Annotated in this window: 23 protein-coding genes and 1 riboswitch; of the genes, 11 read left to right on the top strand and 12 right to left on the bottom strand. The window is 45.3% G+C overall.

Annotated features, from left to right (window positions below; translation table 11 throughout):
- Positions 1-18 precede the first annotated feature (18 nt).
- Complete coding sequence (gene cysC, locus AB4512_RS06895; protein ID WP_102333023.1) at positions 19-639, top strand: adenylyl-sulfate kinase; 621 nt, start codon at positions 19-21, stop codon at positions 637-639.
- A 163-nt stretch (positions 640-802) separates the two neighbouring features.
- Here cysC and AB4512_RS06890 read toward each other — a convergent pair whose 3' ends face one another.
- The 7 genes from AB4512_RS06890 to AB4512_RS06860 form a co-directional block, all read right to left on the bottom strand.
- On the bottom strand, positions 803-1,711 hold the full coding sequence (locus AB4512_RS06890) for a TIGR03899 family protein (protein WP_017058890.1): 909 nt from the start codon (positions 1,709-1,711) through the stop codon (positions 803-805).
- 514 nt (positions 1,712-2,225) lie between these two features.
- Entirely contained in the window at positions 2,226-2,741 is a 516-nt protein-coding gene (locus AB4512_RS06885) for a DUF3299 domain-containing protein (protein WP_017058892.1), read from the bottom strand.
- Positions 2,742-2,755: 14 nt separating this feature from the next.
- A complete protein-coding gene (locus tag AB4512_RS06880; protein ID WP_017067558.1) occupies positions 2,756-4,015 on the bottom strand; it encodes an FtsX-like permease family protein in 1,260 nt (419 codons plus the stop codon).
- A complete protein-coding gene (locus AB4512_RS06875; RefSeq protein ID WP_017058894.1) occupies positions 4,012-4,728 on the bottom strand; it encodes an ABC transporter ATP-binding protein in 717 nt (238 codons plus the stop codon). The genes AB4512_RS06880 and AB4512_RS06875 overlap by 4 nt, the downstream gene beginning before the upstream one ends.
- Before the next feature lie 141 nt (positions 4,729-4,869).
- Positions 4,870-5,592 (bottom strand): DUF2796 domain-containing protein, encoded by a 723-nt coding sequence (locus AB4512_RS06870; RefSeq protein WP_017058895.1) that lies wholly within the window; start codon positions 5,590-5,592, stop codon positions 4,870-4,872.
- A 40-nt stretch (positions 5,593-5,632) separates the two neighbouring features.
- Positions 5,633-5,923, bottom strand: coding sequence for a DUF2607 family protein (locus AB4512_RS06865; protein WP_017063722.1), 291 nt, complete (start codon positions 5,921-5,923; stop codon positions 5,633-5,635).
- 91 nt (positions 5,924-6,014) lie between these two features.
- On the bottom strand, positions 6,015-6,566 hold the full coding sequence (locus AB4512_RS06860) for a YtfJ family protein (protein WP_372174664.1): 552 nt from the start codon (positions 6,564-6,566) through the stop codon (positions 6,015-6,017).
- 253 nt (positions 6,567-6,819) lie between these two features.
- Here AB4512_RS06860 and AB4512_RS06855 point away from each other — a divergent pair, with 253 nt between their 5' ends.
- Entirely contained in the window at positions 6,820-7,020 is a 201-nt protein-coding gene (locus tag AB4512_RS06855; RefSeq protein WP_017058898.1) for a DUF1107 family protein, read from the top strand.
- A gap of 110 nt (positions 7,021-7,130) precedes the next feature.
- Here the strand turns inward: AB4512_RS06855 and msrA are convergent, their stop codons facing one another.
- Complete coding sequence (gene msrA, locus AB4512_RS06850; RefSeq protein WP_017058899.1) at positions 7,131-7,760, bottom strand: peptide-methionine (S)-S-oxide reductase MsrA; 630 nt, start codon at positions 7,758-7,760, stop codon at positions 7,131-7,133.
- Between the two features lie 195 nt (positions 7,761-7,955).
- Between msrA and AB4512_RS06845 the strand changes: the two genes are divergently transcribed.
- From AB4512_RS06845 to AB4512_RS06835, 3 genes are read left to right on the top strand one after another with little or no spacing between them, the layout of a single operon-like run.
- Positions 7,956-9,668, top strand: coding sequence for an autotransporter assembly complex family protein (locus tag AB4512_RS06845; RefSeq protein ID WP_372174662.1), 1,713 nt, complete (start codon positions 7,956-7,958; stop codon positions 9,666-9,668).
- Positions 9,665-13,423 (top strand): translocation/assembly module TamB domain-containing protein, encoded by a 3,759-nt coding sequence (locus AB4512_RS06840; protein WP_372174660.1) that lies wholly within the window; start codon positions 9,665-9,667, stop codon positions 13,421-13,423. Before AB4512_RS06845 ends, AB4512_RS06840 begins: the two co-directional genes overlap by 4 nt.
- An 18-nt stretch (positions 13,424-13,441) precedes the next feature.
- On the top strand, positions 13,442-13,798 hold the full coding sequence (locus tag AB4512_RS06835) for a gamma-glutamylcyclotransferase (protein WP_017069403.1): 357 nt from the start codon (positions 13,442-13,444) through the stop codon (positions 13,796-13,798).
- 87 nt (positions 13,799-13,885) lie between these two features.
- On the opposite strand, the gene fbp is transcribed toward AB4512_RS06835, so the two are convergent.
- Positions 13,886-14,896: a class 1 fructose-bisphosphatase gene (fbp, locus tag AB4512_RS06830; RefSeq protein WP_017633404.1), complete on the bottom strand. Its 1,011-nt coding sequence runs from the start codon at positions 14,894-14,896 to the stop codon at positions 13,886-13,888.
- 270 nt (positions 14,897-15,166) lie between these two features.
- Here fbp and mpl point away from each other — a divergent pair, with 270 nt between their 5' ends.
- The 5 genes from mpl (at position 15,167) to thiQ (ending at position 20,806) form a co-directional block, all read left to right on the top strand.
- The gene (gene mpl / locus AB4512_RS06825) at positions 15,167-16,525 is read left to right on the top strand and encodes a UDP-N-acetylmuramate:L-alanyl-gamma-D-glutamyl-meso-diaminopimelate ligase (RefSeq protein ID WP_372174658.1); all 1,359 of its coding nucleotides are present in this window, start codon (positions 15,167-15,169) and stop codon (positions 16,523-16,525) included.
- A 38-nt stretch (positions 16,526-16,563) separates the two neighbouring features.
- A complete protein-coding gene (locus AB4512_RS06820; RefSeq protein ID WP_372174656.1) occupies positions 16,564-17,187 on the top strand; it encodes a flavin prenyltransferase UbiX in 624 nt (207 codons plus the stop codon).
- Positions 17,188-17,230: 43 nt separating this feature from the next.
- Positions 17,231-17,350, top strand: a riboswitch (TPP riboswitch).
- A 53-nt stretch (positions 17,351-17,403) separates the two neighbouring features.
- Positions 17,404-18,396 (top strand): thiamine ABC transporter substrate binding subunit, encoded by a 993-nt coding sequence (gene thiB, locus AB4512_RS06815; protein ID WP_102320274.1) that lies wholly within the window; start codon positions 17,404-17,406, stop codon positions 18,394-18,396.
- Between the two features lie 92 nt (positions 18,397-18,488).
- The gene (gene thiP, locus AB4512_RS06810) at positions 18,489-20,102 is read left to right on the top strand and encodes a thiamine/thiamine pyrophosphate ABC transporter permease ThiP (RefSeq protein ID WP_017058907.1); all 1,614 of its coding nucleotides are present in this window, start codon (positions 18,489-18,491) and stop codon (positions 20,100-20,102) included.
- Positions 20,102-20,806: a thiamine ABC transporter ATP-binding protein gene (gene thiQ, locus AB4512_RS06805; RefSeq protein WP_017071293.1), complete on the top strand. Its 705-nt coding sequence runs from the start codon at positions 20,102-20,104 to the stop codon at positions 20,804-20,806. Before thiP ends, thiQ begins: the two co-directional genes overlap by 1 nt.
- Positions 20,807-20,931: 125 nt before the next feature.
- Here the strand turns inward: thiQ and yjgA are convergent, their stop codons facing one another.
- Complete coding sequence (yjgA, locus tag AB4512_RS06800) at positions 20,932-21,456, bottom strand: ribosome biogenesis factor YjgA (RefSeq protein ID WP_102394283.1); 525 nt, start codon at positions 21,454-21,456, stop codon at positions 20,932-20,934.
- A gap of 118 nt (positions 21,457-21,574) precedes the next feature.
- Here yjgA and pmbA point away from each other — a divergent pair, with 118 nt between their 5' ends.
- Positions 21,575-22,918 (top strand): metalloprotease PmbA, encoded by a 1,344-nt coding sequence (gene pmbA / locus AB4512_RS06795; protein WP_017058910.1) that lies wholly within the window; start codon positions 21,575-21,577, stop codon positions 22,916-22,918.
- A gap of 96 nt (positions 22,919-23,014) precedes the next feature.
- Here pmbA and mgtE read toward each other — a convergent pair whose 3' ends face one another.
- Positions 23,015-24,370, bottom strand: a complete 1,356-nt coding sequence (mgtE, locus tag AB4512_RS06790; RefSeq protein ID WP_017058911.1) for a magnesium transporter — start codon at positions 24,368-24,370, stop codon at positions 23,015-23,017.
- A 148-nt stretch (positions 24,371-24,518) separates the two neighbouring features.
- Positions 24,519-24,794 carry an HPr family phosphocarrier protein gene (locus tag AB4512_RS06785; protein WP_017066670.1) on the bottom strand — a complete coding sequence of 92 codons (276 nt, stop codon included), beginning with the start codon at positions 24,792-24,794 and terminating at the stop codon, positions 24,519-24,521.
- Between the last annotated feature and the right edge of the window lies 1 nt (position 24,795).

Raw genomic sequence — 24,795 nt, 5'->3', positions numbered from 1 at the left:
TTATTTAAAGGACTAATTATGACCGCAGTACTCAAACCCAAAGATGAGAATGTTGTGTGGCATCAACACTCGATTGATAAAACATTTCGCGCGGATCTGAAATCACAAAAGCCAGCCGTGCTCTGGTTCACGGGGTTGTCTGGTTCTGGTAAATCGACAGTCGCTGGAGCATTAGAAAATCGTTTGGCACAGCTTGGTTACCATACTTATTTATTGGATGGTGACAATGTGCGTCATGGCTTATGTAGCGACCTTGGCTTCTCTGAGCAAGATCGTCGAGAGAACATCCGTCGTATTGGTGAGCTTGCTAAATTGATGGCAGATGCTGGTTTGATTGTACTGTCAGCCTTTATTTCTCCGCATCAAGCTGAAAGGCAACTCGTGAGAGATTTATTGCCGGAAGGTGAGTTTCTTGAGGTGTTCGTCAATACTCCATTAGAGGTTTGCGAACAGCGTGACCCTAAAGGTCTGTATAAGAAAGCACGTGCCGGAGAAATCCCGAACTTCACAGGTATTAGTTCAGTGTACGAAGCGCCTCTGAGCCCTGAGATTGATCTACCTGCAGGTGAGAAGACACTCGATGAATTGGTCGAACTGTGTATTGATGCGTTGGAGAAGCGAAATATTTTAGCCAATTGAGATCGTTGGTACGACTAAGGCTGTTCACTTACTTATCGACTTATTCATGACTGATAAGTAGTACAGCCTTGGTTTACCGAGACAAGAAACCTATCCCCTAGATTCTCTTTATTCCTCTTAATACTTCACTTTTTACACCGTCTATTTTAGCTCCGTAGAGTGTCTAGACGGTGTAATTCACGCTGCTTTTCACTTCTGTCTGTACTGTGAATTTCTGGCTCAATAGTGCAATCAGTTGATCGTAATACTGCGTGTTTGGCTTGTTACCGAGCAAGGTACAAAGCTCATTGCCTGTAGGGCTGAATCGGTAGTAAACCAGCTTCACGCCTTTTGATAATGGTGCCAGTGACATGCTCTTACCTTGATAGGTTAGGTGCAGGGCTGGATCGAAATCAATCTCTCCGGATTCTAATTCTGTGCCCAGAATAATCCCGAGCTCTATCAAGTGGAGCAAGCTGGAGTAGGGCAGGTTGTGCCCACCAAGGTTGATGGTGTTGGTGGTGTCCCTTTTGCCAAAGTTGAATAGCCCAGCATGAGATTTAAAGCCGAGTAAGAGCTTTCTGCTGTTATCGCTACCAAAACTGCAGCCTAATGAAGCTGCTCTTTGTAAGGTCAGTGCTTCCTTTGGCGTCATGTCTTTTAAGATTTGCAGTGCCTTCATCGACGTCGAGCCTGGGTTGGTGACTTCTCGTTTCAGTACTTGAGCCCATAGCCTCTGCATCGATGTATTGTGGATCTCTTGTGCCATGTCGAAGAAACGGTATAGCCAGTCCTGATCCGGGTCTCCAGCCGCTTCATCCTTACATGAAGAGTGCGCCAACTTTAGAATCTGTTCTAGGTTCTTTTGGCGAAGCTCTCTACGTTTTTTCTCTCGCAATAGTGCCCGTTCGATAAGCGTACTCTCAGCTTTATCCTTTGGCTTGGCACTATGACTAATTAAGAAATCGAGGCCGAAGCTTTGTGCGATGTGCAGCATTCTGCTGGCACTGTCGGCAATATGAGGCTTTTTCTCATGCTTTTGCTGTGTATCGCTAGCATGCTCAATGATCACTGGCTGTTTGGTTTCTGACATAAGAGTACCGTTAGGAGACGACTCAAGACCAATCGTAGTAAATAATTGCTCGCTCTAGCTTGTTAAAACGCTCGATAACGGCGTTAGAACTTTTGATTGTAGAATAACCACTTATCAAAAAGCTCCGCCTGGTTCTCAAGCCTTTTTTCTACGCTATTTCTGAACACTTACTTATTGTGATTGGTATAACTGTCTAAAATGTAACTCTTTATCTTATTGGTGGCTAGATTTTGCGTGCAGAGTTGAAGGTTTCAACAAAATTTTACTTTTGCTAGTGATAATAAAATGTTAAATTTGTTGTAATTCTCAAGGAGGAGTTATGAATCAAGCCAATGATAACAAGCTGAAGAAACAGCTTAGTATAGGGTTATTACTCGCGACTTATGTCGCTGTTCTAGCTTACTTATCTAATTACATCGCGTAATTCAGAAGAAAATTATCGTTATTAAACTGTTATTGAATGATCACACTCGTTCAGTGACGGCAGCTCATCCTTGAGCCACCCTTCTAATGACTACATGTCGTCATACTCTTCAATCGCAGTACCTTCAATAAGATAACCGGTTTGCGCTAAGTCATGGCTGATTGACTCAGTTTTCAGCGTTCCGACCAAATAGATCACATCCCATAACTGCTGTATTGGTGCACCTTTCGGGAACTTCACGTAGATGATTTGGTTCGGTGGCGGTGGTGGCACGTGGATACATGCGCCAAAGTACGGTACCAGCAGAAACTCAGTGATCATATTCTCATCACCTTCCAATGGAATCACAAAGCCAGGAATCTTCACTGTGCTGCCATTCAGCTCTGGGCGAACAGCACCAAGTGTCGATTGTTGAGGTTTGTCCATACTATTGTGGTCAACCATCGGCATACCAAATGAATCTAGCTGAGCACGTTCTGATTCTGGAATCAAATCAATCCATTCAAGTGTTAATACCGATTCGTCATTCTGAGTGGTTTCAGCGTGAGCTGTACTGATAAATGGGAACAGAAGTAGCCCAAGTATCAGTAGGAATTTGCGTTGCATCGTAGGTTCCTATTTTAGATTCGAATCGTCATGCCATCAGACAATGACTGGCGGTAAGCCCTGAAAGCGGGAATAAAGCCGATAATGATTCCAGCAACTTGTACCAGCATAAGCAGTTTCCACTCATGCGGTGTGATTGCGGATATCGATATGTTGATACCATAACTTTGTTGCACAATAGGAGCAACCACTGCGATCAGCGCAAACAATACTGCAACACCTAATGTAATGCCAAGGAAGGTTAGCGCACTGGCTTCACTGATCAGTAAACCAAACACATGACGAGGTCTTGCGCCCATCGCACGTAGGATGGCCATCTCTCGGCGCCTTTCTTGCAAGCTAGTGAGTAGGCTACTGAGCATGCCCAATAAACCGGCGACGACAACAAACCCTGAAACAATCAGTAGTGCTTGTTCTGCTACAGCCATCATTCCCCACAATTCGTGAAGCGCAATGCCCGGCATAATGGCGCTTAAAGGTTCTTGGCGGTAGTTATTGATTTCTCGTTGCAGTGCGAAGGTTTGGATCTTCGATTTAAGGCCAACCATCATCGCGGTAATCTGCTTCGGTTGGAAGTCACGTTGCTTTAGCGCTTCAGCATTCGGTGTGTGCCCGAGGTTGGCACCTGATTCCCAGCCAACATGAATTGCTTCGATTGCCTCTAGCGATACGTGTACGGTTTTGTCTACTGGTGTTCCTGTTGGCGCGAGTATTCCCACAATCTTGAAGGGCAGATTATCGTGACGGCTAAACGCAACATCACTGATACCGTGCGCAAGAATGATTTGATCACCTATTTTGTAATCTAGCTTCTTCGCGACGTCGGCACCAATCACTACGTCAAATAGCTGATTAAACTCTTTACCTTGTTGGAAAGTAAGTAATTGCTTACTTCCATAGCGATAGTTTTCAAAGTAACTATGATTTGTACCCATCACACGGAAGCCTTTGTGTGAATCGCCCAATGATATTGGTATCGCCCACTTTACTGCGTTGTGCTGGCTAAATTCTTCATAGCTTTTCCAGTCGATGTTGTTGGTCGCATTACCGATTCTAAATACGGAATAAAGCAGCAGGTTTACCTGACCAGAGCGGCCACCGACGATAAGGTCAGTACCTGAAATCGTATTGGCGAAGCTGCTCTTAGCTTCGGTTCTTACACGTTCCACACCGAGTAATAGAATGACGGATACAGCCACAGTGAGAATAGTTAGAATGGCTGTGGCTTTACGGTTGAGTACGCTTTTTAAGGCTAAGTGAGTAATTACTTTCATACGACAACCTTAGCTTGGTTAACGGTTTTTAAATCTATGGTTCGAGTGAACAACTTTTCTAGTGTTGGATCATGGCTAACAAAGATAAGAGTAGAACCTGCCTGGTTGGCTTGTTCTAACAACAGTTCGATAAAAGCTTCTCGGTTGTCATGATCCAAAGCCGAGGTTGGCTCGTCGGCAATAATGATTTTGGGTTGGCCGATCAAAGCACGAGCGGCAGCAACACGTTGTTGTTGACCGATGCTCAACTCGGTAACGGGCTTGTCCATTAAAGCTTGAGGTAGCTTTAATCGGAGTAACAACTCTCGAGCCGTCTCTTGTAAGCTTTTCTGGCTTTCAGCGACTTGCTGTTTACGAATCTGTGAAAACTGGCAAGGAAGCGTCACGTTATCGATAACTGATAGATAAGGAAGCAGGTTAAATTGTTGGAAAATATAACCAATATGATCGGCTCTGAATTTATCTCTTTGACGAGGTGTAAGCTGAGTGAGGTCTTGATCAAGGATAGAGACTTCTCCTTGCTCAGCTTGGTTGATTCCGGTCAGTAGCCCTAACAAAGTTGATTTTCCACAACCACTTGGTCCTTTAATAAAAAGGTGCTCTTGGGCTTGGATGTGAAGAGAGGGGATCTCTAGCGTTGGTGGTAATTCAGGCTTCCAACGAAAGCTGATATTTTCGAGTTTGACCACAAGTGATGAACTGTCAGAAGACATGCTAGCTCCAATAATTAAAGCGGTGTATCTACTGGACAGTAATTTGAAACATAAATTCCCAGGAACACACCGATTTGAACAGCCAAGTAAGCGATGACTTACCTGGCTGTTTATTTTACGTTTAATCCGATCTATGAGTGATTAGAATCGGAAACTAATACGCTCTGCGTTAAGCACTTCTTGTACTTGAGCTGTGTCTGTTAGTAGGTTCACCGTCATTTTTTCAGTGTTGCTGAACTTAGAGAACCACTGAGTGCTAACTGTGTCTAGCTTAGCAACATCTGAACATTCATAGTGGTACTCAACAGTGAACTCACCGTGGCCACCTTCTGAGTGATCGTGGCCTTCATGATCGTGGTGGTCGTGACCTTCGTGGTCATCATGATCGTGCTCAGCGTGGTCATGGTCTTTGTGGTCATCATGATCGTGTTCAGCGTGGTCATGGTCTTTGTGGTCGTCATGATCGTGTTCAGCGTGATCATGGTCTTTGTGGTCGCCATGACCGTGTTCCGCATGGTCATGGCCTTCATGGTCGTCATGACCGCCTTCTAAGGTGTTTGCTACTGACTTGAACTTCAGAGTACAACTCGCATTGTTAAAACTAAACAGCTCTTCTGGCTTGTTTAATTGTGCGATAGCCTGTTCAAACACTTTCTTCTGTTCTGCAGTTTTTGGAGCATGTTCAAACCCAACCACATCAGCGCCGGGAGCTGTCACTTCAACAAGCAATTCTTGCCCATCTTGCGCGATGTTTACTTCAACTTGGCCATGTACGTGTGCATCATGAGAGCGGAATTCTTCGTTAGCTAGAACATTTGTAGAGACAGTCATGCCGATAACAACGGCTAAAAAAGTAGGTTTCATGTTTTTTCCTGAATAAAGGTTAATTAAAAAGTAGTGGTAATTAAGCGATATTTACAGGAGGTGAGCGTGCCAAATAAGCGAAATATAGCCGCTGTAGTGAAGTTACTGACTCTGTGATAGCGACAGTAAATTCCGAATGGAACTCTGGAATCTGTGGTAGTGAGTGCGCTGTGATGAACTGATTAAGCGAAAACAGCTCACAATGGTGTGAGGTGTGGTGCTCTGGTGCGATATCCACAATGTGTGTTGCGGCTAACACGCTTAACATGAGCATAAGCCCAAGCAAGAAGCCTGTTTTGCGTTTCACATTGTTGGGTGTGTTTTGCCACATCAGGATGATTAACCACAGAATTAAAAAAAGGATACTGTTATAATATAACAATATCCTTTGGTTAGGTCTCGAAAAAGACGCGAATATCTTATTAAAGGCTCGCTTTAATCAACTCAATGACTTGAGTGACTTCTGATTCGTTTAATGCACCTTCTTTTACAAACAAGATTTTACCTTGATTGTCTTGAACGATAATCGCTGAGCTTTCTTCTTTTAGAGCCCATGTTGACGCAACGGCGCCGTCTTCATCTAGGACCATAGAAGACCATGGAAATTCTTCTTTGCTGCTTTCGGCAGACGACTTAACAAAAGACCCAGTACCCCAAATCGCATCATCTTGGTTGATGATAGTGGTGGTTTGGTAGCTGTCTTCTGAGAATTTCGATGCGGTAATGGCTGCCATCAGTGGTGCGTTGAGCTCTTTAGAGCTGCTGCGGCCAGCGATAGCTTGAACGACGCGAACTTTACCTAGAAGATCATTGGTTGCCCAAGCTTGATATCCAGTATTTCCGTCGTTTAGAACAATCTCACCATAGTTACTCACATCAACGGCAGGCAGGGTAGCGCCTACTGATAGGTTGTGAGCATTGGCGAAGAGTGGAGAGGTTGCGGCTAGAAAAGCCAGTAGAGTTTTGTTTTTCATTATATTTTTGTTCCGCTTATTGGTTTGCACAGGAAGTATAATATGAAATTTGAAAAATGCCTCTTTAACTTTTTTATCGTACGACGTAGAAAGAAGTTGCAGGCTTGTTACCAAAAGGTATAATGCATCAATATCAAGATGAACAATAGATTATCTTGCTGTTTGCTAAAGGAATTAGCGATTAAATGTGCTTTGAACAGCGACGCTGTTCAGGTATGTGACTGTAGTACTCAAATGGAATTGAGGTTGTATTATGTTAAGAAAATTTTCTACTTACCGTCCACGTCAGGTGGCGCGTTTCGTTAAAGTCCTGTTCAAAGGCCAATTTGCTATTGAAGGTGTTGGAGAGTTTCGCTTCGACCAAGGCAAGGTGCTACTTCCTGAAGTTTCAGACAAACAAAAGCTCACTATTTTTAAAGAAGTTAACGGCACCATTGCAGCGTTGCCGGTGTAACTGAGCTTTATCGATTTGTCTTGCACCGAATAGATTAACAATGAAAAGGGCTTCCTGATGGAAGCCCTTTTTTAATGCGTGTCGTTCACGATGGTATGTCGAACGGCACTTTATTGTGGAGGGAAGCACACACCTGTTCCACCCAACCCGCAATACCCATTCGGATTTTTAGCTAGGTATTGCTGGTGGTAGGTTTCTGCGAAAAAATATTTTCCAGCAGGCAGAACTTCCGTCGTGATCTCGTTGCCTAAAGATTCAGTCATTGCTCGTTGATATTCACGTTTAGAGTGCTCAGCGATAGATTGTTGTTCTTCACTGAAGGTGTAAATCGCAGAACGGTACTGAGTCCCTAAATCGTTGCCTTGGCGCATCCCTTGAGTTGGGTCATGACGCTCCCAAAAGGTTTCAAGTATTCGAGCTAGAGAGGTTTGTTCACTATCAAATATGACACGAACGACCTCGGTATGGCCGGTTTGCCCAGTACATACTTGTTCATAAGTGGGATTAACTGTGTATCCGCCAGCGTAACCAACGGATGTTGAAATAACGCCATCCAATTGCCAAAACAAACGCTCAGCTCCCCAGAAGCACCCCATACCAAACAGGACTTCTTGTTGAGAGCCCGTGGGTGCATCGAGCAGGTCGGTTTGATTGACGAAATGGCGCTCAGTGATTCGAATTGGGTCAGCATTTCCCGGTAGTGCGGTTGCTGCAGAAACCAGTTGTTGTTTGTTTAGCATGTTATATTCCTTTTCGCATACGTTTACCGCGCTGGCTTTTATTTAACGTGGGTTCATATTAACTGTTGGTCAATATTGAATAAGTCTTTAAATTAGACCGTGTTATTCCAGGATTTATTACAGACTCAATGCCTATTTAGCGGTATTATTTCTTTTCACTTATTAACGTATTGATAACTTCTTCACCAATTAAACATGATAAGAAAAACTTTACCAGTTCTGATTGGCACTCTATTGTCATCGACGCTCACTTTCGCTGACGTTTCCCTTGAAATCAAAGGGCTAGATGGAGCGCTTGAGGATAATGTTGATGCTTATCTGAGTGCGATCCCTGAAGAAGAGTATTCGGTTTCACTAAGATTCCAATCCCGCTTGGAATCTATGATTAAAGAAGCCCTGAATGCGTTAGGCTACTACCACCCTAAAATCACATTTACTCACTCCGAAGATGATACCGAAATGACCGTTACGGTTGAGCCGGGAGAGCCTGTTGTTATTTATACTTCAGATATCGTTCTAACTGGTGAAGCCAAGGATGACCCAGACTTTTTAGCCTTGATAGCGAAGAGTAGCTTGTCTAAAGGTTCGACTCTGAATCATGGTAATTATGACTCTTTGAAATCGTCGATCCGCAACCTTGGCTTAGCGAAAGGCTACTTCGATGGTGCTTATGATCTTAGTAAGCTAGAAGTCGCTCCTGAATTGAACCGCGCTTATGTTCGTCTTCATTATAACAGTGGTATCCGCTATCACTTTGGTACTACTCAGGTTACTGGTAGCCAGATAGAAGAAGATAAGGTGCAGTCACTTAAACCATTTGAGGATGGCGAACCTTACTCAATCACCAAAGTCGGTGAGTACAACCAAAACCTGTCCAATACGGATTGGTTCTCCTCGGTATTTGTTGAACCAGATTTAAGCCAGTTAGGCGAAGGCCGAGAGATCCCGATGAAGGTTAGCCTTGCTCCGCAAGCTCGTAACCAAATCGAAACGGGTATCGGTGTATCCACCGACCTTGGCGTAAAAGGCACTCTGAAGTGGAAAAAACCTTGGGTTAATGAACAAGGCCATAGCTTCAATAGCAGCCTGTCGATTTCTAAACCTGAACAGACGATTACCGCTACCTATAAAATCCCTCTGGATGACGTGCTGAACGACTACTATCAAGTTAAGTACGGTATGAAAAACTTGGATAATCGTGATACCAAGAGTTTGGAGTCAAACTTAGCGCTAGAAAGATATTGGCGACTGGATAACGGTTGGCAACGCACGGTCTTCATTCGATACTTGGTCGAAAACTATGAGCAAGGTTTGCAGGATGATTTAGCGCAATTTGTGCTGCCGGGTATCTCTTTCTCACGCACTCGAACGCGAGGCGGTTCGATGCCGATGTGGGGCGATAAACAAACCATTATGGTTGAAGCGGGTGATGATACCTTGTTATCTGAAACTAAGGTTGTTCGTTTTCAAGGTCAAACCGCTTGGATTCGAAGCATTGGCGACAATCACCGAGGCTTAACTCGACTTCAATTTGGCGGCAACTTTGCCGACGAGTTTGATAAGCTATCTCCCTCCCTAAGATTCTTTGCTGGTGGTGACAATAGCATTCGTGGTTATGGTTATGAGTCGATCTCTCCTCGAGATGAAAGTGGCGCACTAACGGGTGCCAAATTCATTGCAACCAGCTCGCTTGAATACCAATACCGCTTGGTTGGAAACTGGTGGGGCGCAGCATTCTACGACATTGGTGATGCATTTAATGACAAACCCGAATGGAAACACGGCACCGGCGTCGGTGTTCGTTGGGCGTCACCTGTTGGTCCAGTGAGTTTGGATTTTGCTTGGGGTCTAGATGCAGAAAAAGGTGATGAGTTCCAGTTACACTTTAGTTTAGGGCCAGAATTATGATCAAAGTGATGGGCAAGTGCATCAAGTGGACGTCGATCTCATTGACGTCTATTTTGCTGTTGTTGATAGCCTTGCTAGGTTTTGTTTTGTTCACCAATCCAGGGTTGAACACTGTGTTGTGGGGCGCTGAAAAAGCGTTGCCACAGCTTAAAGTGGAAAGCACTAAAGGGGCTCTGTTCCCGAGCTTTACGCTTAATAATGTTCAGTTTAAAGATGACAGCCTGCATATAGACACCAAAGTTCAAAAGCTGAACTTGGCGATTAATCCTCGCTGTCTGCTCGACCCTAAGTTGTGTGTCGATCGTTTAGCGATTCAAGGATTGGACTTCGCATTTACTGAACTGCCTCCGGCCTCTACAGAAGAAACAGAACCTACTCCGCCCGTAACATCGGTAAAAACACCGTTGCCAATCGTAATCAACCGTATCGCTTTGTCTGATATCAAGTTGAATATCTTAGGGCATGAAATTGAATGGAGCTTGTTCTCTACGGCTTTGAGTATGCAGGGCGAAAAGCTAACTGTATCGCCAACCTTATTCAATGATCTTAAGGTTAAACTCGCTGAGTCGACAGAAGAACCGCAAGCAGAAAAGGTTGAGCCAAAAGCTGCCGTTAAAACGGCTATCGAATTGCCGGAAGTCTGGATTCCTCTGCAGGTTGTGTTGGAGCGTTTTGACCTCAACCGTTTCACCTTAGAACAAGAAACACCAATCGTTGTTAACCACCTTGGGCTAGAAGCTCGCGCGGGCAAACACACGGTTGATGTTTCAACTCTCGAACTCGATATGCCACAAGCAAGCGCCAATCTAACCACGAAGGTTGAGCTCAAGGGCGGTTACCCGCTAGAACTTTCTTTGGATGCGTTGGTGAAAGAAACCGACCTTGTTGGGCAGAAGTTGTCTCTGAAAGCACAAGGCAGCGTGGCTAAGCTAAACCTAGACTCCCAATTTTCTGAGCTGATTGAGGCAAAGTTGTCTGGGGATATTCAACCCTTAGAACCGACTCTGCCATTTGACCTTCTTTTAGAGGGCGGACAAGCACAGTGGCCCCTTACCGGAAAAAGCGATTACCAAGCGACAATTGAGCAATTTAAAGCTGATGGCTCACTAGATGGTTTTAATGTTCTTCTTAAAGGTGAAGCCGATGGTAAGGAAATCCCTGAATTAGCCATCGATCTACAGGGTAAAGGCACGACGGAACAAATTGTTCTCGAGCGTCTAAAGCTCAACACGCTAGGCGGTGAGCTTAACGGTGTCGTTAAAGCGAACTGGAAGAGTCTCGTTAACTGGCAAGCTGACGTGACACTCAAAGATATTCAACCGGGTCTGCAGTGGCCAGAAGCTGAGGGCAACATTAGTGGAAACATCGTCACCTCAGGTGAGTTGACGGAAGCGGGCGGCTGGGCGATTGAACTGCCTAAATTGGATATTGAAGGGATCTTGCGAGAATACCCTCTGGATATCGAAGGTCAGTTGTCAGCGTCGGATCGCAGCGCGAGCGGTGAACCAAAACTGAAAACCAGTGGTTTGAGCTTAGCTCACGGTGTTAACTCGATTAAGGCTCAGGGTGAGCTTGATAAGAAATGGGACATGGGTGTTGAGATTCACTTCCCTGAGCTTGTAAAAAGCGTCCCTGATTTGAAAGGTAAAGTGATTGGTAACATCCAGCTCAGTGGTCCAACGAAAAAGCCTGAAGTCGATCTCGCTTTAAATGTGGATAAGGTAGATTGGAATAACGAAGCAACACTAGAATCCTTGTCGCTTAATGGTTCTGTGGTTCCTCTGCCATTGCCTGAAGCTCAAGCTGATCTTGAATTAAAAGCTAACAACCTAACCTATCAAGATCAGAGCGTAAAAAGCATTGATCTCACGGTGAGTGGTGGTGAGAAGAAACACACAGTGACACTTGATGTGATATCCGACATCGTGTCTACAAGCTTAGCTATTTCCGGAGAGTTGATTCAAAAGCCTTCTCTTATTTGGTATGGATCGTTAGACAGAGTCAAAATCACCACTCAGCAAGGTCCTTGGGTGTTAGATCAACCTGTCGCGATAAATGCGGATATTGATAAACAGTTTGCCGATGTTCAAGCGCACTGTTGGAAACAATCGGGTTCGAGCGTGTGTTTGGATGAAGACGTTCGTGTCGGAAAATCGGGTGAGGCCAAGGTAGCCATCAATCAATTCGATTTCGAGCAGATTAAAGCCTTTGTGCCTAAAGAGACGCAATTACAGGGCTTAGTCAATGCGACTGCTCATGCAAAGTGGTCTGAACAAGATGAGCCTGAAGTCACGGTAAGCGTTGATATGCCGAAAGGTCAGGTTGTTCAACAAGTGGGTGAGCCAATCACACTGGGTTGGGAAAGCGTTGCATTGAATGCCCAACTGAAAGACAACAAACTGGATGCCGATTTTAAGTTGGATGTTTCCGACAATGGTGACCTGTCTGGCACGGTGTCGTTACCGGATATTCTTGCCGAAGACAAAATGGTCGATGCGGCAATTAAGCTGACCACGTTCCATCTTGATTTCTTACAACCAATTCTAGGTGAATACAGCTTATTGAAAGCCGACCTTGAGAGTGATCTTCAAGTTAAAGGCTCTCTGATGCACCCTCAAGTCTTTGGTCAATTCTCTGTTGATGGTATTCAAGTCAAAGGCGATGTTACGCCTGTTGATGTGAAAGATGGCCGCATCGACCTCGACTTTGATGGTTATAGTGCAAAACTGGATGCGAATGTCGAAACACCTGATGGTCACCTTGATATTGAGGGAACCGGAGATTGGCAAGATCTTAAAGCATGGCACTCGAACGTTAGAGTTTTCGCTGATGAGTTGATGGTTGATATCCCACCGATGGTTAAGGTGAAGGTCGTACCTGATATGACTATTGATGTCACACCAGATCTGGCGAAAATCACCGGTGATATTGCATTACCATGGGGACGAATTGTTGTTGAAGATTTACCACCGTCAGCGTTTGGCGTCTCTTCTGATCAGGTTATTTTGAATAAAGATCTAGAGCCAGAAAACGAAGATACGATTCCATTCAATGTGATGACGAATATTAATATCTCCATTGGTGATGACTTTAAACTGTCTGCCTTCGGTCTTGAAGGTGATTTGGTCGGTAAGCTCAACGTGGCTCAAAAAGACCAAGGTCCATTTATTACAGGTGAAGTGAACATCGTCGATGGTACTTATCAATCATTCGGGCAAGACCTCTTGATCGAAGAGGGTAAGATCCTAATGAATGGACCACCGGATCAGCCATACGTAGCCATCAACGCGATTCGTAATCCTGATAATACTCAGGATGACGTGACCGCTGGTATTCGAGTGACTGGCCCTGCGACAGAGCCTACCATCGAGATTTATTCTGACCCAGCGATGCCACAAGCGAACGCACTGTCTTATATTTTGCGTGGCCAAGATATCGACGGTGAGTCGAGCGGTTCGATGACAACGACTTTAATCGGTTTGAGTTTAGCGAAGAGTGGTAAGGTTGTTGGTGAAATCGGTGAAGCCTTTGGTGTAAAGGACTTGCAACTGGATACTGCAGGCTCTGGCGATGACTCTCAAGTGACGGTAAGTGGTTACATCCTGCCTGGCTTACAGGTGAAGTATGGTGTGGGTATCTTTAACTCGTTAGGTGAGTTTACCGTTCGTTATAGATTGATGCAGGATCTCTATGTTGAAGCTGTTTCTGGCCTAGACAGTGCTGTGGATCTTCTCTATCAATTTGAGTTCGAGTAGAGCCGTATGGGAGGGCATATGCAGCATCTTGTTTTTGTCTATGGAACCTTGAGGCAAGGTCAGTCCAATCACCATTATTTGCAGGGCTGCGATTTATTAGGGCAGTTTGATACACCTAAGGAATACGCACTTTTTGATTTAGGTGCCTATCCGGCGATGATTTTGGGAAAGAAAAGTGTCGCTGGTGAGGTCTATATCATTAACGACGAAATTTTAGAGTCGCTCGATCGGCTAGAAGATGTTCCTGTTGAGTATCGTCGCGAGCAAATAGAGACTATATTTGGATTAGCATGGGTATATTTGTATCAGCTTGATCTAACAGCTAATAAAGAAATACTTTCGGGTAACTGGTGTCAGCGGAACAATGATTCCTAACTAGTTAATCACCTTACGAGACAACAAAAAGCCAGCACTGAGGTGCTGGCTTTTTAATAGCGTTAGTTTGAGAATGAAATGAGAGGGTTACTCAGGGTTCAGCTCAAGAAACTCTTCTACTTTGCGAACCATGTTTGTTGAGCCAACAAAGAAAGGTACACGTTGGTGCAGCTCAGTTGGTTTGATATCCATGATACGTTGAGCACCGTCTGAAGCGATGCCGCCCGCTTGTTCCATAAGGAAAGCAATTGGGTTGCACTCGTAAAGCAGACGCAGTTTACCTTGAGGGTGACTTTGCGTGCTTGGGTACAAGTAGATGCCGCCTTTCAAAAGGTTACGGTGGAAATCTGATACTAGAGAACCGATGTAACGTGATGTATAAGGGCGGTTGTCGCTTGGCTCATTTTCTTGGCAGTACTTGATGTACTTCTTAACACCCGTAGGGAAGCGGATGTAATTACCTTCGTTGATTGAGTAAATCTTACCTTCGTCTGGAATCATCATGTTTTCATGAGATAGGCAGAAGGTACCCAGTGATGGGTCGTAGGTGAAGCCATTTACGCCAGCACCTGTTGTGTATACAAGCATGGTTGAAGAACCGTAAATCACGTAACCCGCGGCTACTTGCTTGTGTCCGGGCTGTAAGAAATCTTCTTGTGTTGGTGGTGTACCGATCGGTGATACTCGACGGTAGATAGAGAAAATTGTACCAACCGATACATTTACATCGATGTTTGATGAGCCATCTAGTGGATCCATCAGTACAACGTATTTTGCGTTTTTGTTGAGCTCTTTATTGAAGGCGACAGCTTCGTCTTCTTCTTCACTTGCAACACCACAAACTTGGTCACGGGCTTCTAGAGCCGCTTTAAATTTGTCGTTCGCGTAAAGGTCTAGCTTTTGCTGCTCTTCACCTTGCACGTTGTCTGTACCAACAGCGCCAGTGATGTCGACTAGGCCAGCCTTGTTGATCTCACGGTTAACAATTTTTGCAGCAAGTCGAATAGACGATAAAAGGGATGATAGATCACCGCTTGCATGGGGGAAGTCACTCTGTTTCTCAACAATGAACTCACCAAGGGTGCGCATCTCAGACATGTTATTTCCTTAAACTTCTCTCAATATTAGGGGGGATTTGAGCACTGTAGATTCGGCCTCTTGAGTGGGCTTTATTCATCTAGACGCTTACCTAAATTCTAAAGGTTAGATCTTTTTAATGGTAATGAACTAAGCGACACAGATCTCACTTACTATGTCGACTCAATTTGTTTTGCATTGCCGCTCGCTTTTAATCGCCATTTAATGATAATGAGTGCAAGCCGTTTTAATTAGGCACTGTTTATTTAGCCAAGCGTTTGGAAGCAATTTATGCATATTCATATCTTAGGAATTTGTGGCACCTTCATGGGTGGTGCTGCGGTATTGGCTCGTCAATTAGGTCACAAGGTTACGGGTAGTGACGCGAATGTTTACCCACCAATGAGCACCTTGTTGGAATCACAAGGGATTGAAATTATTGAAGGGTTCGACCCTAGCCAATTAGAACCAAGGCCAGATCTCGTGGTTATCGGTAACGCAATGAGCCGCGGTAATCCGTGTGTTGAGTATGTGTTGGATAACAACCTTAGATACACCTCTGGTCCACAATGGCTGCAAGAGTTCTTATTGCATGACCGCTGGGTTCTTGCGGTGTCCGGTACTCACGGTAAAACCACAACTTCCAGTATGTTGGCTTGGATCTTGGAAGACTGTGGCTATGCACCGGGCTTCTTAGTTGGCGGAGTGTTGGGTAACTTTGGTATCTCTGCTCGCCTTGGTGAAAGCATGTTCTTCGTGGTAGAAGCCGACGAATACGACAGTGCTTTTTTCGATAAACGATCTAAGTTCGTTCATTACCACCCAAGAACCTTAGTGATGAATAACCTAGAGTTCGATCATGCGGACATCTTTGACGATCTTGAAGCGATTAAGCGACAATTTCATCATTTGGTGCGTACTGTGCCAAGCAATGGTCGCATTTTCTCACCTAAGCAAGACAGCGCTATTGAAGATGTTCTAGCTCGCGGTTGCTGGAGTGAAACTGAATCGAGTGGCGAGCAAGGCGACTGGGATGCCAAGAAACTGGTCAATGATGGCTCTCAATTTGAGGTTTACTTCCAAAATGAATGTGTTGGAACCGTAAATTGGGATTTAGTGGGCGACCACAACGTAAATAATGCTTTGATGGCGATTGCAGCTGCACGTCATGTGGGCGTGACACCTGACCTTGCTTGTGAATCACTAGCTACCTTTATTAATACTAAGCGCCGTTTGGAGTTTAAAGGCGAGGTGGCAGGTGTGTCTGTTTATGATGATTTTGCTCATCACCCAACGGCGATTGAACTTACGCTCGGCGGCTTACGTAATAAGGTCGACTCGAAAAAAATCATTGCCGTTTTAGAGCCTCGTTCCGCCACCATGAAACGTGGTGTGCACAAAGAAATACTGGCTGATTCGTTGAAGCAGGCGGATTCTACCTACTTATTCCAACCGGATAACATTGATTGGTCAGTTCAAGATGTTGCAGACGCTTGTCACCAACCGGCACACGTGAGTGATGACATGGATGCATTCGTTGCTAAAATTGTCTCAGAGGCACAAGCTGGCGACCAAATTTTGGTAATGAGTAATGGTGGCTTTGGTGGCATTCATCAAAAACTGTTGGATGGATTGGCACTCAAAGGCTAACGGCATCCACGACCTTATAATTTGAAGTAATTGAGAACATGACAAAACACGATAAAGCGATAACCCTTGCTTTCACTGGCGCATCCGGTGCGCCTTATGGCCTGCGTTTACTTGAATGCCTTTTGGCAGCCGATTATCAGGTCTACTTGCTGATTTCATCGGCAGCGCGAGTGGTATTGGCGACCGAGCATGAACTTAAGTTACCTGCTGGGCCAGATGCGGCGAAACAAGCTTTGGTTAAACATCTTGGCTGCGACCCTGAAAAGCTGGTGGTGTGTGGCAAAGATGATTGGTTCTCGCCGGTTGCCTCTGGTTCAGCAGCACCTAAACAGATGGTCGTTTGTCCATGTTCAGCGGGAAGCTTGGCTTCGATTGCTCATGGTCTATCAGATAACCTGATTGAGCGAGCAGCAGACGTAGTCATGAAAGAGCGAGGCCAATTGTTGTTGGTGGTTCGCGAGACGCCATTTTCGACGCTTCATCTCGAGAACATGCACAAACTTTCGACCATGGGCGTAACGATCATGCCTGCAGCTCCGGGTTTTTATCATCAACCCAAGTCAGTTGAAGATCTGGTCGACTTTATGGTGGCGCGTATTCTAGATCACCTTGGTATCGAACAAGGTTTAGTGCCACGTTGGGGTTACGATCAACGTAATTGATCCAAACTTGATAGCTTATTGTTAAAAATCAAATTACAATTCTGAACACTCATCGGGGAGCGAACCATTCAAATAATGAATGCGAGCTGAGATCAAGCAGGTGCTTGGGACCCGTAAACCTGAACCAGATAATGCTGGCGTAGGAATTGAGTTAGGAACAACCTCTACCGTTCTCCTCCCTCAAACCTGTGCCGCTCAGACCATGGAGAGCGTCCAGTGAAATTCACATTAACTACCCTTGCTGTTACTACAGCTATTTCTTTTTCTGCCTTTGCTGCAGACAACACTTTGACTATATACACCTATGACTCTTTTGCTGCGGATTGGGGCCCTCGTCCTGCCGTTGAAAAAGCATTCGAAGAGAAGTGTGGTTGTGATGTGAATTTTGTCGCTCTAGAAGATGGCGTGTCTATTCTGAACCGTTTACGTCTTGAGGGCGGCAACAGCAAAGCCGATATCTTGCTAGGTCTCGACAACAACCTGATGGCTGAAGCGAAAGCGACGGGCTTATTGGCTGAGCATAATGTTGATACGTCATCGGTAACGCTTCCTAATGGTTGGAACGACAGCACTTTTGTACCCTATGACTTTGGCTACTTTGCTTTTGTTTACAATAAAGAGAAACTGGAAAACCCGCCGAAGAGCTTGAAAGAACTGGTTGAGCAGCGTGATGATCTTAAGGTCATCTACCAAGATCCACGTACATCAACACCAGGCCAAGGCATGATGCTTTGGATGAAATCAGTATACGGTGATGAAGCGACAGCAGCATGGAAGAAGCTTGCTCAGAAAACAGTGACTGTAACCAAAGGCTGGTCTGAAGCTTACTCTATGTTCCTAGAAGGCGAGTCGGATTTAGTGTTGTCTTATACAACGTCTCCGGCTTACCACATTATTGCTGAAAGCGATTCTAAGTATGCAGCAGCAAGCTTCGAAGAGGGGCATTACACTCAAGTGGAAGTGGCCGCTAAGGTTAAAGGCAGCAAGAACGAAAAGCTTGCTGATGAGTTTATGGCGTTTATCCTAAGTGATGAATTCCAATCGGCGATGCCAACAGGCAACTGGATGTACCCAGTGACCGATATTGAGCTTCCAAAAGGGTTCGAGCAACTTACGGTTCCTCAGAAAGCGCTAAGTTTTACGCCCGAAGAAATTGCAGCTAAGCGTAAGCCATGGATTCGTGAATGGCAGAGTGCACTTACTTTTTAATTTGCTTTTAAAAAATTAGCTTTCTAACTTTCTGTATTTAAAGGTTTGTTCGATGTTAACTGAGCGAACCATTTACGGTAAAAAATCAATCTATGATAAAGAAAACACCTAAGGTTGGGATTTGGGTAGCGATACTCATTACCGCCTTCGTGGTTTCAGCAGTTGGGGCATTGCTTAGCAATGCCCCTTCTCTTGATATCAGCCAAGTATGGTCCGATCCCTACTATTGGCATGTAACGAAATTCAGTTTTTATCAGGCGACACTCTCAACGGTGCTGAGTGTTGGCTTTGCTATACCTATTGCTCATGCGCTGTGTCGTAGACAATTTTTTGGACGCGCTTTGTTGTTAAGGCTGTTCGCGTCGACCTTAGTCCTGCCAGTGTTAGTGGGTGTATTTGGCTTACTTGCGATCTATGGCAATAGTGGTTGGTTAGCTAAGTTTTTGGCGAACTTCGATATTGAATTGCCATTTTCCATATACGGATTGAATGGTATTTTGCTGGCGCACGTTTTCTTCAACTTGCCTTATGCCAGTCGCTTACTTCTGCAAGCGTTAGATACCGTGCCTGCCGAGCAACACAAGCTTTGTGCTCACTTGGGTATGAGTCATTGGAACAAATTCAGATGGGTTGAATGGCCTCGCTTAAGACAGCAATTACCACATGTGTGTGGCTTAGTCTTCATGTTGTGTTTTACCAGCTTTGCTACCGTGATGGCGCTAGGCGGTGGACCTAAATCAACCACTATCGAGCTCGCTATTTATCAGGCGATTAAATTCGACTTTGACCTTCAAGCTGGTGCCTTGCTCGCGATATGGCAAATGCTGCTGTGTGGTGTGCTAGCGGTGAGCATTCAACGCCTATCGAAGCCTATTTCAGTGACGGCCAGTCAGCTGTCGGAAGAGAAATATTTGGTTAAGGACAGCTGGTGGTCAAAAGCTTGGGATAGCTTTTGGATCATCATAGTCTCAATGCTGGTATTGCCGCCATTAGCTATGGTTATCGTCAGTGGAATTAACTCGCAGGCATTAACCGTACTCAGCAGCGAGCCGTTTTGGGCGGCGTTAATGACCTCGGTTAAAGTCGCGTCATTAGCAAGTGTTATCGCAGTTGGTATTGGTATCGCCATACTACTGACTAGCCGAGCATGGCGTTTACAGAACAAGAATTTTCGAGCCGATAAAATCGAGCTGATTGGCACTATTATCTTGGTGACTCCGGGGCTGGTGATCAGTACGGGTATTTTCTTATTACTGCGTTCATTCACCGATGTATTCAGTTTAGCTTTCTTTATCGTGATTGCCGTCAACAGCTTAATGGCGCTGCCTTACGTAATTAAAACCCTAGCTCAACCTATGCTGCATTTGTCTCAGCAGTACCAGTATGTGTGTGCAAGCTTGGGTATGACAGGTTTCACGCGTTTTAGGTTAGTGGAGTGGCGAGCATTGCGTAAGCCGATGGCGCAAGCCTTCTCGATTAGCTTTATGTTGGCGATGGGTGACTTAAGCGCGATTGCTTTGTTTGGTAGCCAAGATTTTAGAACTCTGCCTTTGTATCTATTCCAATTGTTAGGCAGCTATCAAATGGAAGCGGCGGCGGTAGTTTCTGTGAGCTTACTGTTACTGAGTGTCGGCAGTTTTAGCTTAATAGAATTCTTATTTACTCGAAGATCTAAGCTCGATGCTAAAGAATTAAGGAACCGATGATGTTAGTGATGAAAGATGTGGATTACCACTATCACAGAGAGTTGTTTAGCTTTGATTTTCAAGCTGAGCAGGGCGATATTGTTGCGCTTATGGGGCCGAGTGGTGCGGGTAAGTCTACACTGTTGGCGCTAGTTGCTGGTTTCATCGAGCCTACATCGGGTGAGATATCAGTGGCTGGGCAGTCGCTTATTGGTAAAGAAGCTCATCAGCGTCCGTTGGCGATGTTGTTTCAAGAGCACAACCTGTTTGCTCACCTTACGGTGCGAGAAAATATTGGTTTAGGTCTGCATCCAGGTTTAAAGCTTACTGCAACCCAAAAGCAAGCTGTGGAGCAAGCCGCAGCGCAAGTTGGCGTCGCTGAGTATTTGGATAGGTTGCCTGAGCACTTATCCGGCGGTCAACGCCAGCGTGTTGCGTTAGCGCGTTGTTTTGTCCAACCTCATGATATTTGGCTGCTTGATGAACCTTTCTCTGCGCTTGATCCTTTGCTGCGTGAAGAGATGCTTAGCTTAGTGAAGCGATTAGCGGCAGAGCGAAATATTACGGTCTTGATGGTGACTCACCATTTAGGTGACGCACGCAGTATCGCGAATAAGTTTGTGTTTGTGGCGCTAGGTAAGGTGTTGGTTGAAGACTCGATAGAGGCACTGACGGCGGATCATCCACAGACAGAATTAAGCTCATTTGTTAAAGCGGGTGAGTGACGACTCATCACTCCTGTGAGTATTTATTGATATTGAGTGCTTCTTGATATCGAGTACGTCAAAAACAAAAAGACCTAGCATGTGCTAGGTCTTTTATTCACTCTATGAGTAAAGCGAGATAACGATTAGTCTTCTAGCTTTAGCTCTTTTAAGATTTGGAAGATTTCACGAGAAGCCTTTGCTGGCTTGTTCGCTGATTTCTCTTTGTTAGCTTGGCGAGCTAGCTGACGAAGACGCTGACGGTCTGCTTCAGGGTACATTTCCATTACTTCTGAAATAGCCGCATCACCTTCAGCAACAACACGATCACGCAGTTGCTCAAGCTTGTGCAGTTCAGCGGTTGCTTGCGAGTGCTTGTTACGTACTTTATCCAAAGCCGCTTGAATTGGCTCAGGATCAACATTGCGCATTACTTTACCAATGTATTGAAGTTGACGGCGCTTCGCTTCATTTTTAAAGCGTTGTGCATCTTTAATCGCTTGTGCCAAATCTTCAGACAGAGGAAACTTGTCTAATACAGAAGGCTTCAGGGAAACAAGTTCTTCCCCCAGTTTTTGTAGCGCTTCCATGTCGGTTTTCATTTCTGTCTTACTTACCCAGATGATTTCTTCTTCTGGTTCCCATGGGGCTTTTTGGTTTTTGCGAGCCATCTTTTCTGCCTATGTCACTATCTCAAACGAATATATTGCCTATTTTAGCAAGAATCTTGGGGAGAAAGCGAAATTCTTGTTATCCTACGTAATATTGACCTACAAAATTAGAATAGATATGGATGTAAAACAGCAAGTCGCCCAGCAAAGAGTTGAGCTAGAAGCCGCAGTAGCAAAAGCGTTGGACATGGCCTCTGTGAGTGCCGACGCCGCTGAAGTTGCTATTACTAAGTCAACGGGTTTAAGTGTTTCAACACGTATGTGTGAAGTGGAAAACGTTGAATTTAATAGTGATGGTGCACTTGGTATTACTGTTTATCGCGGCCAGAAAAAAGGCAGCGCATCTACATCTGACCTGAGTGAGAAGGCGATTGCTCAAACCGTCGCGGCCGCACTTGATATCGCTCAGTACACTTCTGAAGACCCATTTGCCGGTCCTGCGGCAAAAGAATACATGGTAAAAGAAATTCCAGATTTGGATCTTTTTCACCCTGATGAACCAAACCCTGACTATGCCGCTGAGATTGCGATTGCTGCTGAGAAGCAAGCGTTAGCTTATAGCGATAAGATCAAACAGAGTGATGGCGCAAGCTACGACAGCCACTATGGCGTTAAGGTTTATGGTAACAGCCATGGCTTACTAGCAAGCTATGCTTCTAGTCGTCATAGCACGAGCTGCTGTGTAATTGGACAAGGCGCTAACGGTGAGATGGAGCGTGACTACAGCTACACCGTTGCACGTCACCGTGACGAGCTGTGGACGCCTGAGCGTGTAGGTCAAGAAGCTGCAGAAAAGACCATTAGCCGTTTGGATGCGAAAAAGCTACCAACAGGCCAGTACCCAATTATGTTCGCTAATGATGTGGCAACTGGCTTGATTGGTCACCTTGTTATGGCGATCAGTGGCGGTAACCTTTACCGCAAGTCGTCATTCCTATTGGATCATCTCGGTCAGAAAATCCTACCTGACTGGTTTAACATTTCTGAGCGACCACATATCTTGCGTGGTTTGGCTTCAAGCCCATTCGATAGCGAAGGTGTGTTCACTCAAGATCGTGAAATCATCACTGACGGTGTGCTAGCAACTTACCTACTAACGAGCTATGCCGCACGTAAGATGGATATGACGCCAACCGGTCATGCTGGTGGTATTCATAACTGGTTCGTTAAATCGACCGGTCAAAACTTTGAGCAGATGCTAAAAGAGTTGGGTACTGGCTTCCTAGTCACTGAAGTGATGGGCCAAGGCGTAAACACCGTAACGGGTGATTATTCACGTGGCGCTGCAGGTTTCTGGGTTGAAAACGGAGAGATCCAATACCCAGTATCAGAAGTAACAATCGCAGGTAACCTAAAAGACATGTTTACTCAGATTGTTGCTGTGGGTAACGACGTAGAAACACGTTCGCAAATTCAAACGGGTTCTATCCTGCTTGAGTCGATGAAAGTCGCGGGTGAGTAATTCAATTAAAGCGAATCTGATGAATTAAAAAAGGGAGCCGTGGCTCCCTTTTTGTTTTCTGTATTTCGCCAAAAATTGGCTAACTGCTTATGCTAACTAGATCAGTATGGTCGCTAAGCCTAGGAACACCGATAGGCCAATAACATCGGTTACTGTGGTCAGTGCCATACCGCCAGCAAGGGCTGGATCGATATTCATCTTCTTCAACATCACTGGGATAGTTACACCAGCAATACCTGCGACAATCAAGTTGGTCATCATCGCCGCTGAGATGATGCCTCCCAGTATCCAGTTACCTTTCCAAGCCACCACGATACCACCAATGATAACGGCCCATAGAACGCCGTTTAGGAAGCCGATGGCTGCCTCTTTGAGTAGCAGTTCGCGTTTGTTACTGTCACCGATATGACCGAGTGCCAAACCACGAATCACCAGAGCAACGGTTTGGTTACCCGCAACACCCCCCATCGAAGGCACGATAGTCATCAGAACCGCAATCGCTGCCATTTGATCGAGCGTTGCTTCAAACATGTTTGATACAGATGCTGCCGCCAGTGCTGCGAGTACGTTAGCACCAAGCCACACACTACGACGACGAGCAGATTTTACGACCGGTGCGAAGGTATCTTCGTCATCGTCCATACCCGCCATACTCATCATTGAGTGTTCGGCATCTTCACGGATAACATCAACCACGTCATCGATGGTGATACGACCAACAAGGTGCTGGTTACTATCGATGACAGGCGCAGAAACCCAGTTACGACGTTCAAACAGGCTCGCGATATCTGACGCACTGGTTTCTACCGCGATCGCTTCGTCGGCATCATCCATCACTTCTGAAACAGGGACATCAGGTTGAGTCGTTACTAGCGTGGTAAGTGATAGGTTACCGATAAGACGTTCTTCTTCATCAATAACATACAGAGCATCAGTTGCATCCGGCAGTTCGCCACGCATACGCATGTAGCGCAATACAACGTCAACATCGACATCACCACGAATCGTGATTACGTCGGTGTTCATGATCGCACCCGCTGAATCTTCAGGGTACGACAGGGCAGTTTCAACTAATGCACGATCGACGGAGTCCATTTGAGAAAGGACTTCGCGAGAAACATCGTCGGGTAGGCTTCGAAGTACGTACGCGACGTCATCGGTTTCCATACCTTCGGTTGCTTCTGCCAAGGTCTCAGGTGCCATTTTCGACACAAGAGCATCTTTGACGTCTTCGTTTAGTTCATCAAGAATTTCACCGTAGTCTTCAGGATCGGTGAGTTGCCAGAGTACGTCACGACTTTTGCGAGGGGAGGCTTCTAAAAGGTGTGCAATATCTTCAGGCTCCATGTCCTGAAGTTGTCGGCGTACGTGAACAAATCGGCCGTTTTCTAGGGCTTCGCTGACTTCTTGGAGGGTTTGGTGAGCTTGGTCGAATTCTAATTGCTCTGCCATATTTTCCTCCTATCTCATTATTCTAACAATGGTTGGAATAGTAACTTAATTCTGGGGCTTATTTAAATCATAAACTTAGATAGAACTAAGATTTAATATTGGTTGGTTCGTTGTTTGAGTCTTAGGCGTTGTGAGTGAAGCGTTTTCGCTACTCACCCTCATCAAACTTGTCTTCAATGAGATGACAGACGGCATCCAGTGCTTGCTGTGAATCGGTACCTGCAGCTTGAATCGTAATATGTTGCCCTTGCGCTGATTCCAGCATAAGTAACCCCATTACGCTGTCTGCTGTTGCTGTTTTATCTTCTTCGCTATGGATAGTGATGGTTGCATCAAAGCTTTGTGCAAGCTCAACCAACTTTACGGCTGCTCTAGCGTGAAGACCCAAGCGATTTTGGATCAGTACAGTTCGAGTTAATTCCATG

The organism is Vibrio sp. 10N.222.52.B7 (assembly GCF_041474275.1).
GTDB lineage: Bacteria > Pseudomonadota > Gammaproteobacteria > Enterobacterales > Vibrionaceae > Vibrio > Vibrio crassostreae_C.
This window is presented reverse-complemented; position numbering and strand designations above follow the sequence as displayed.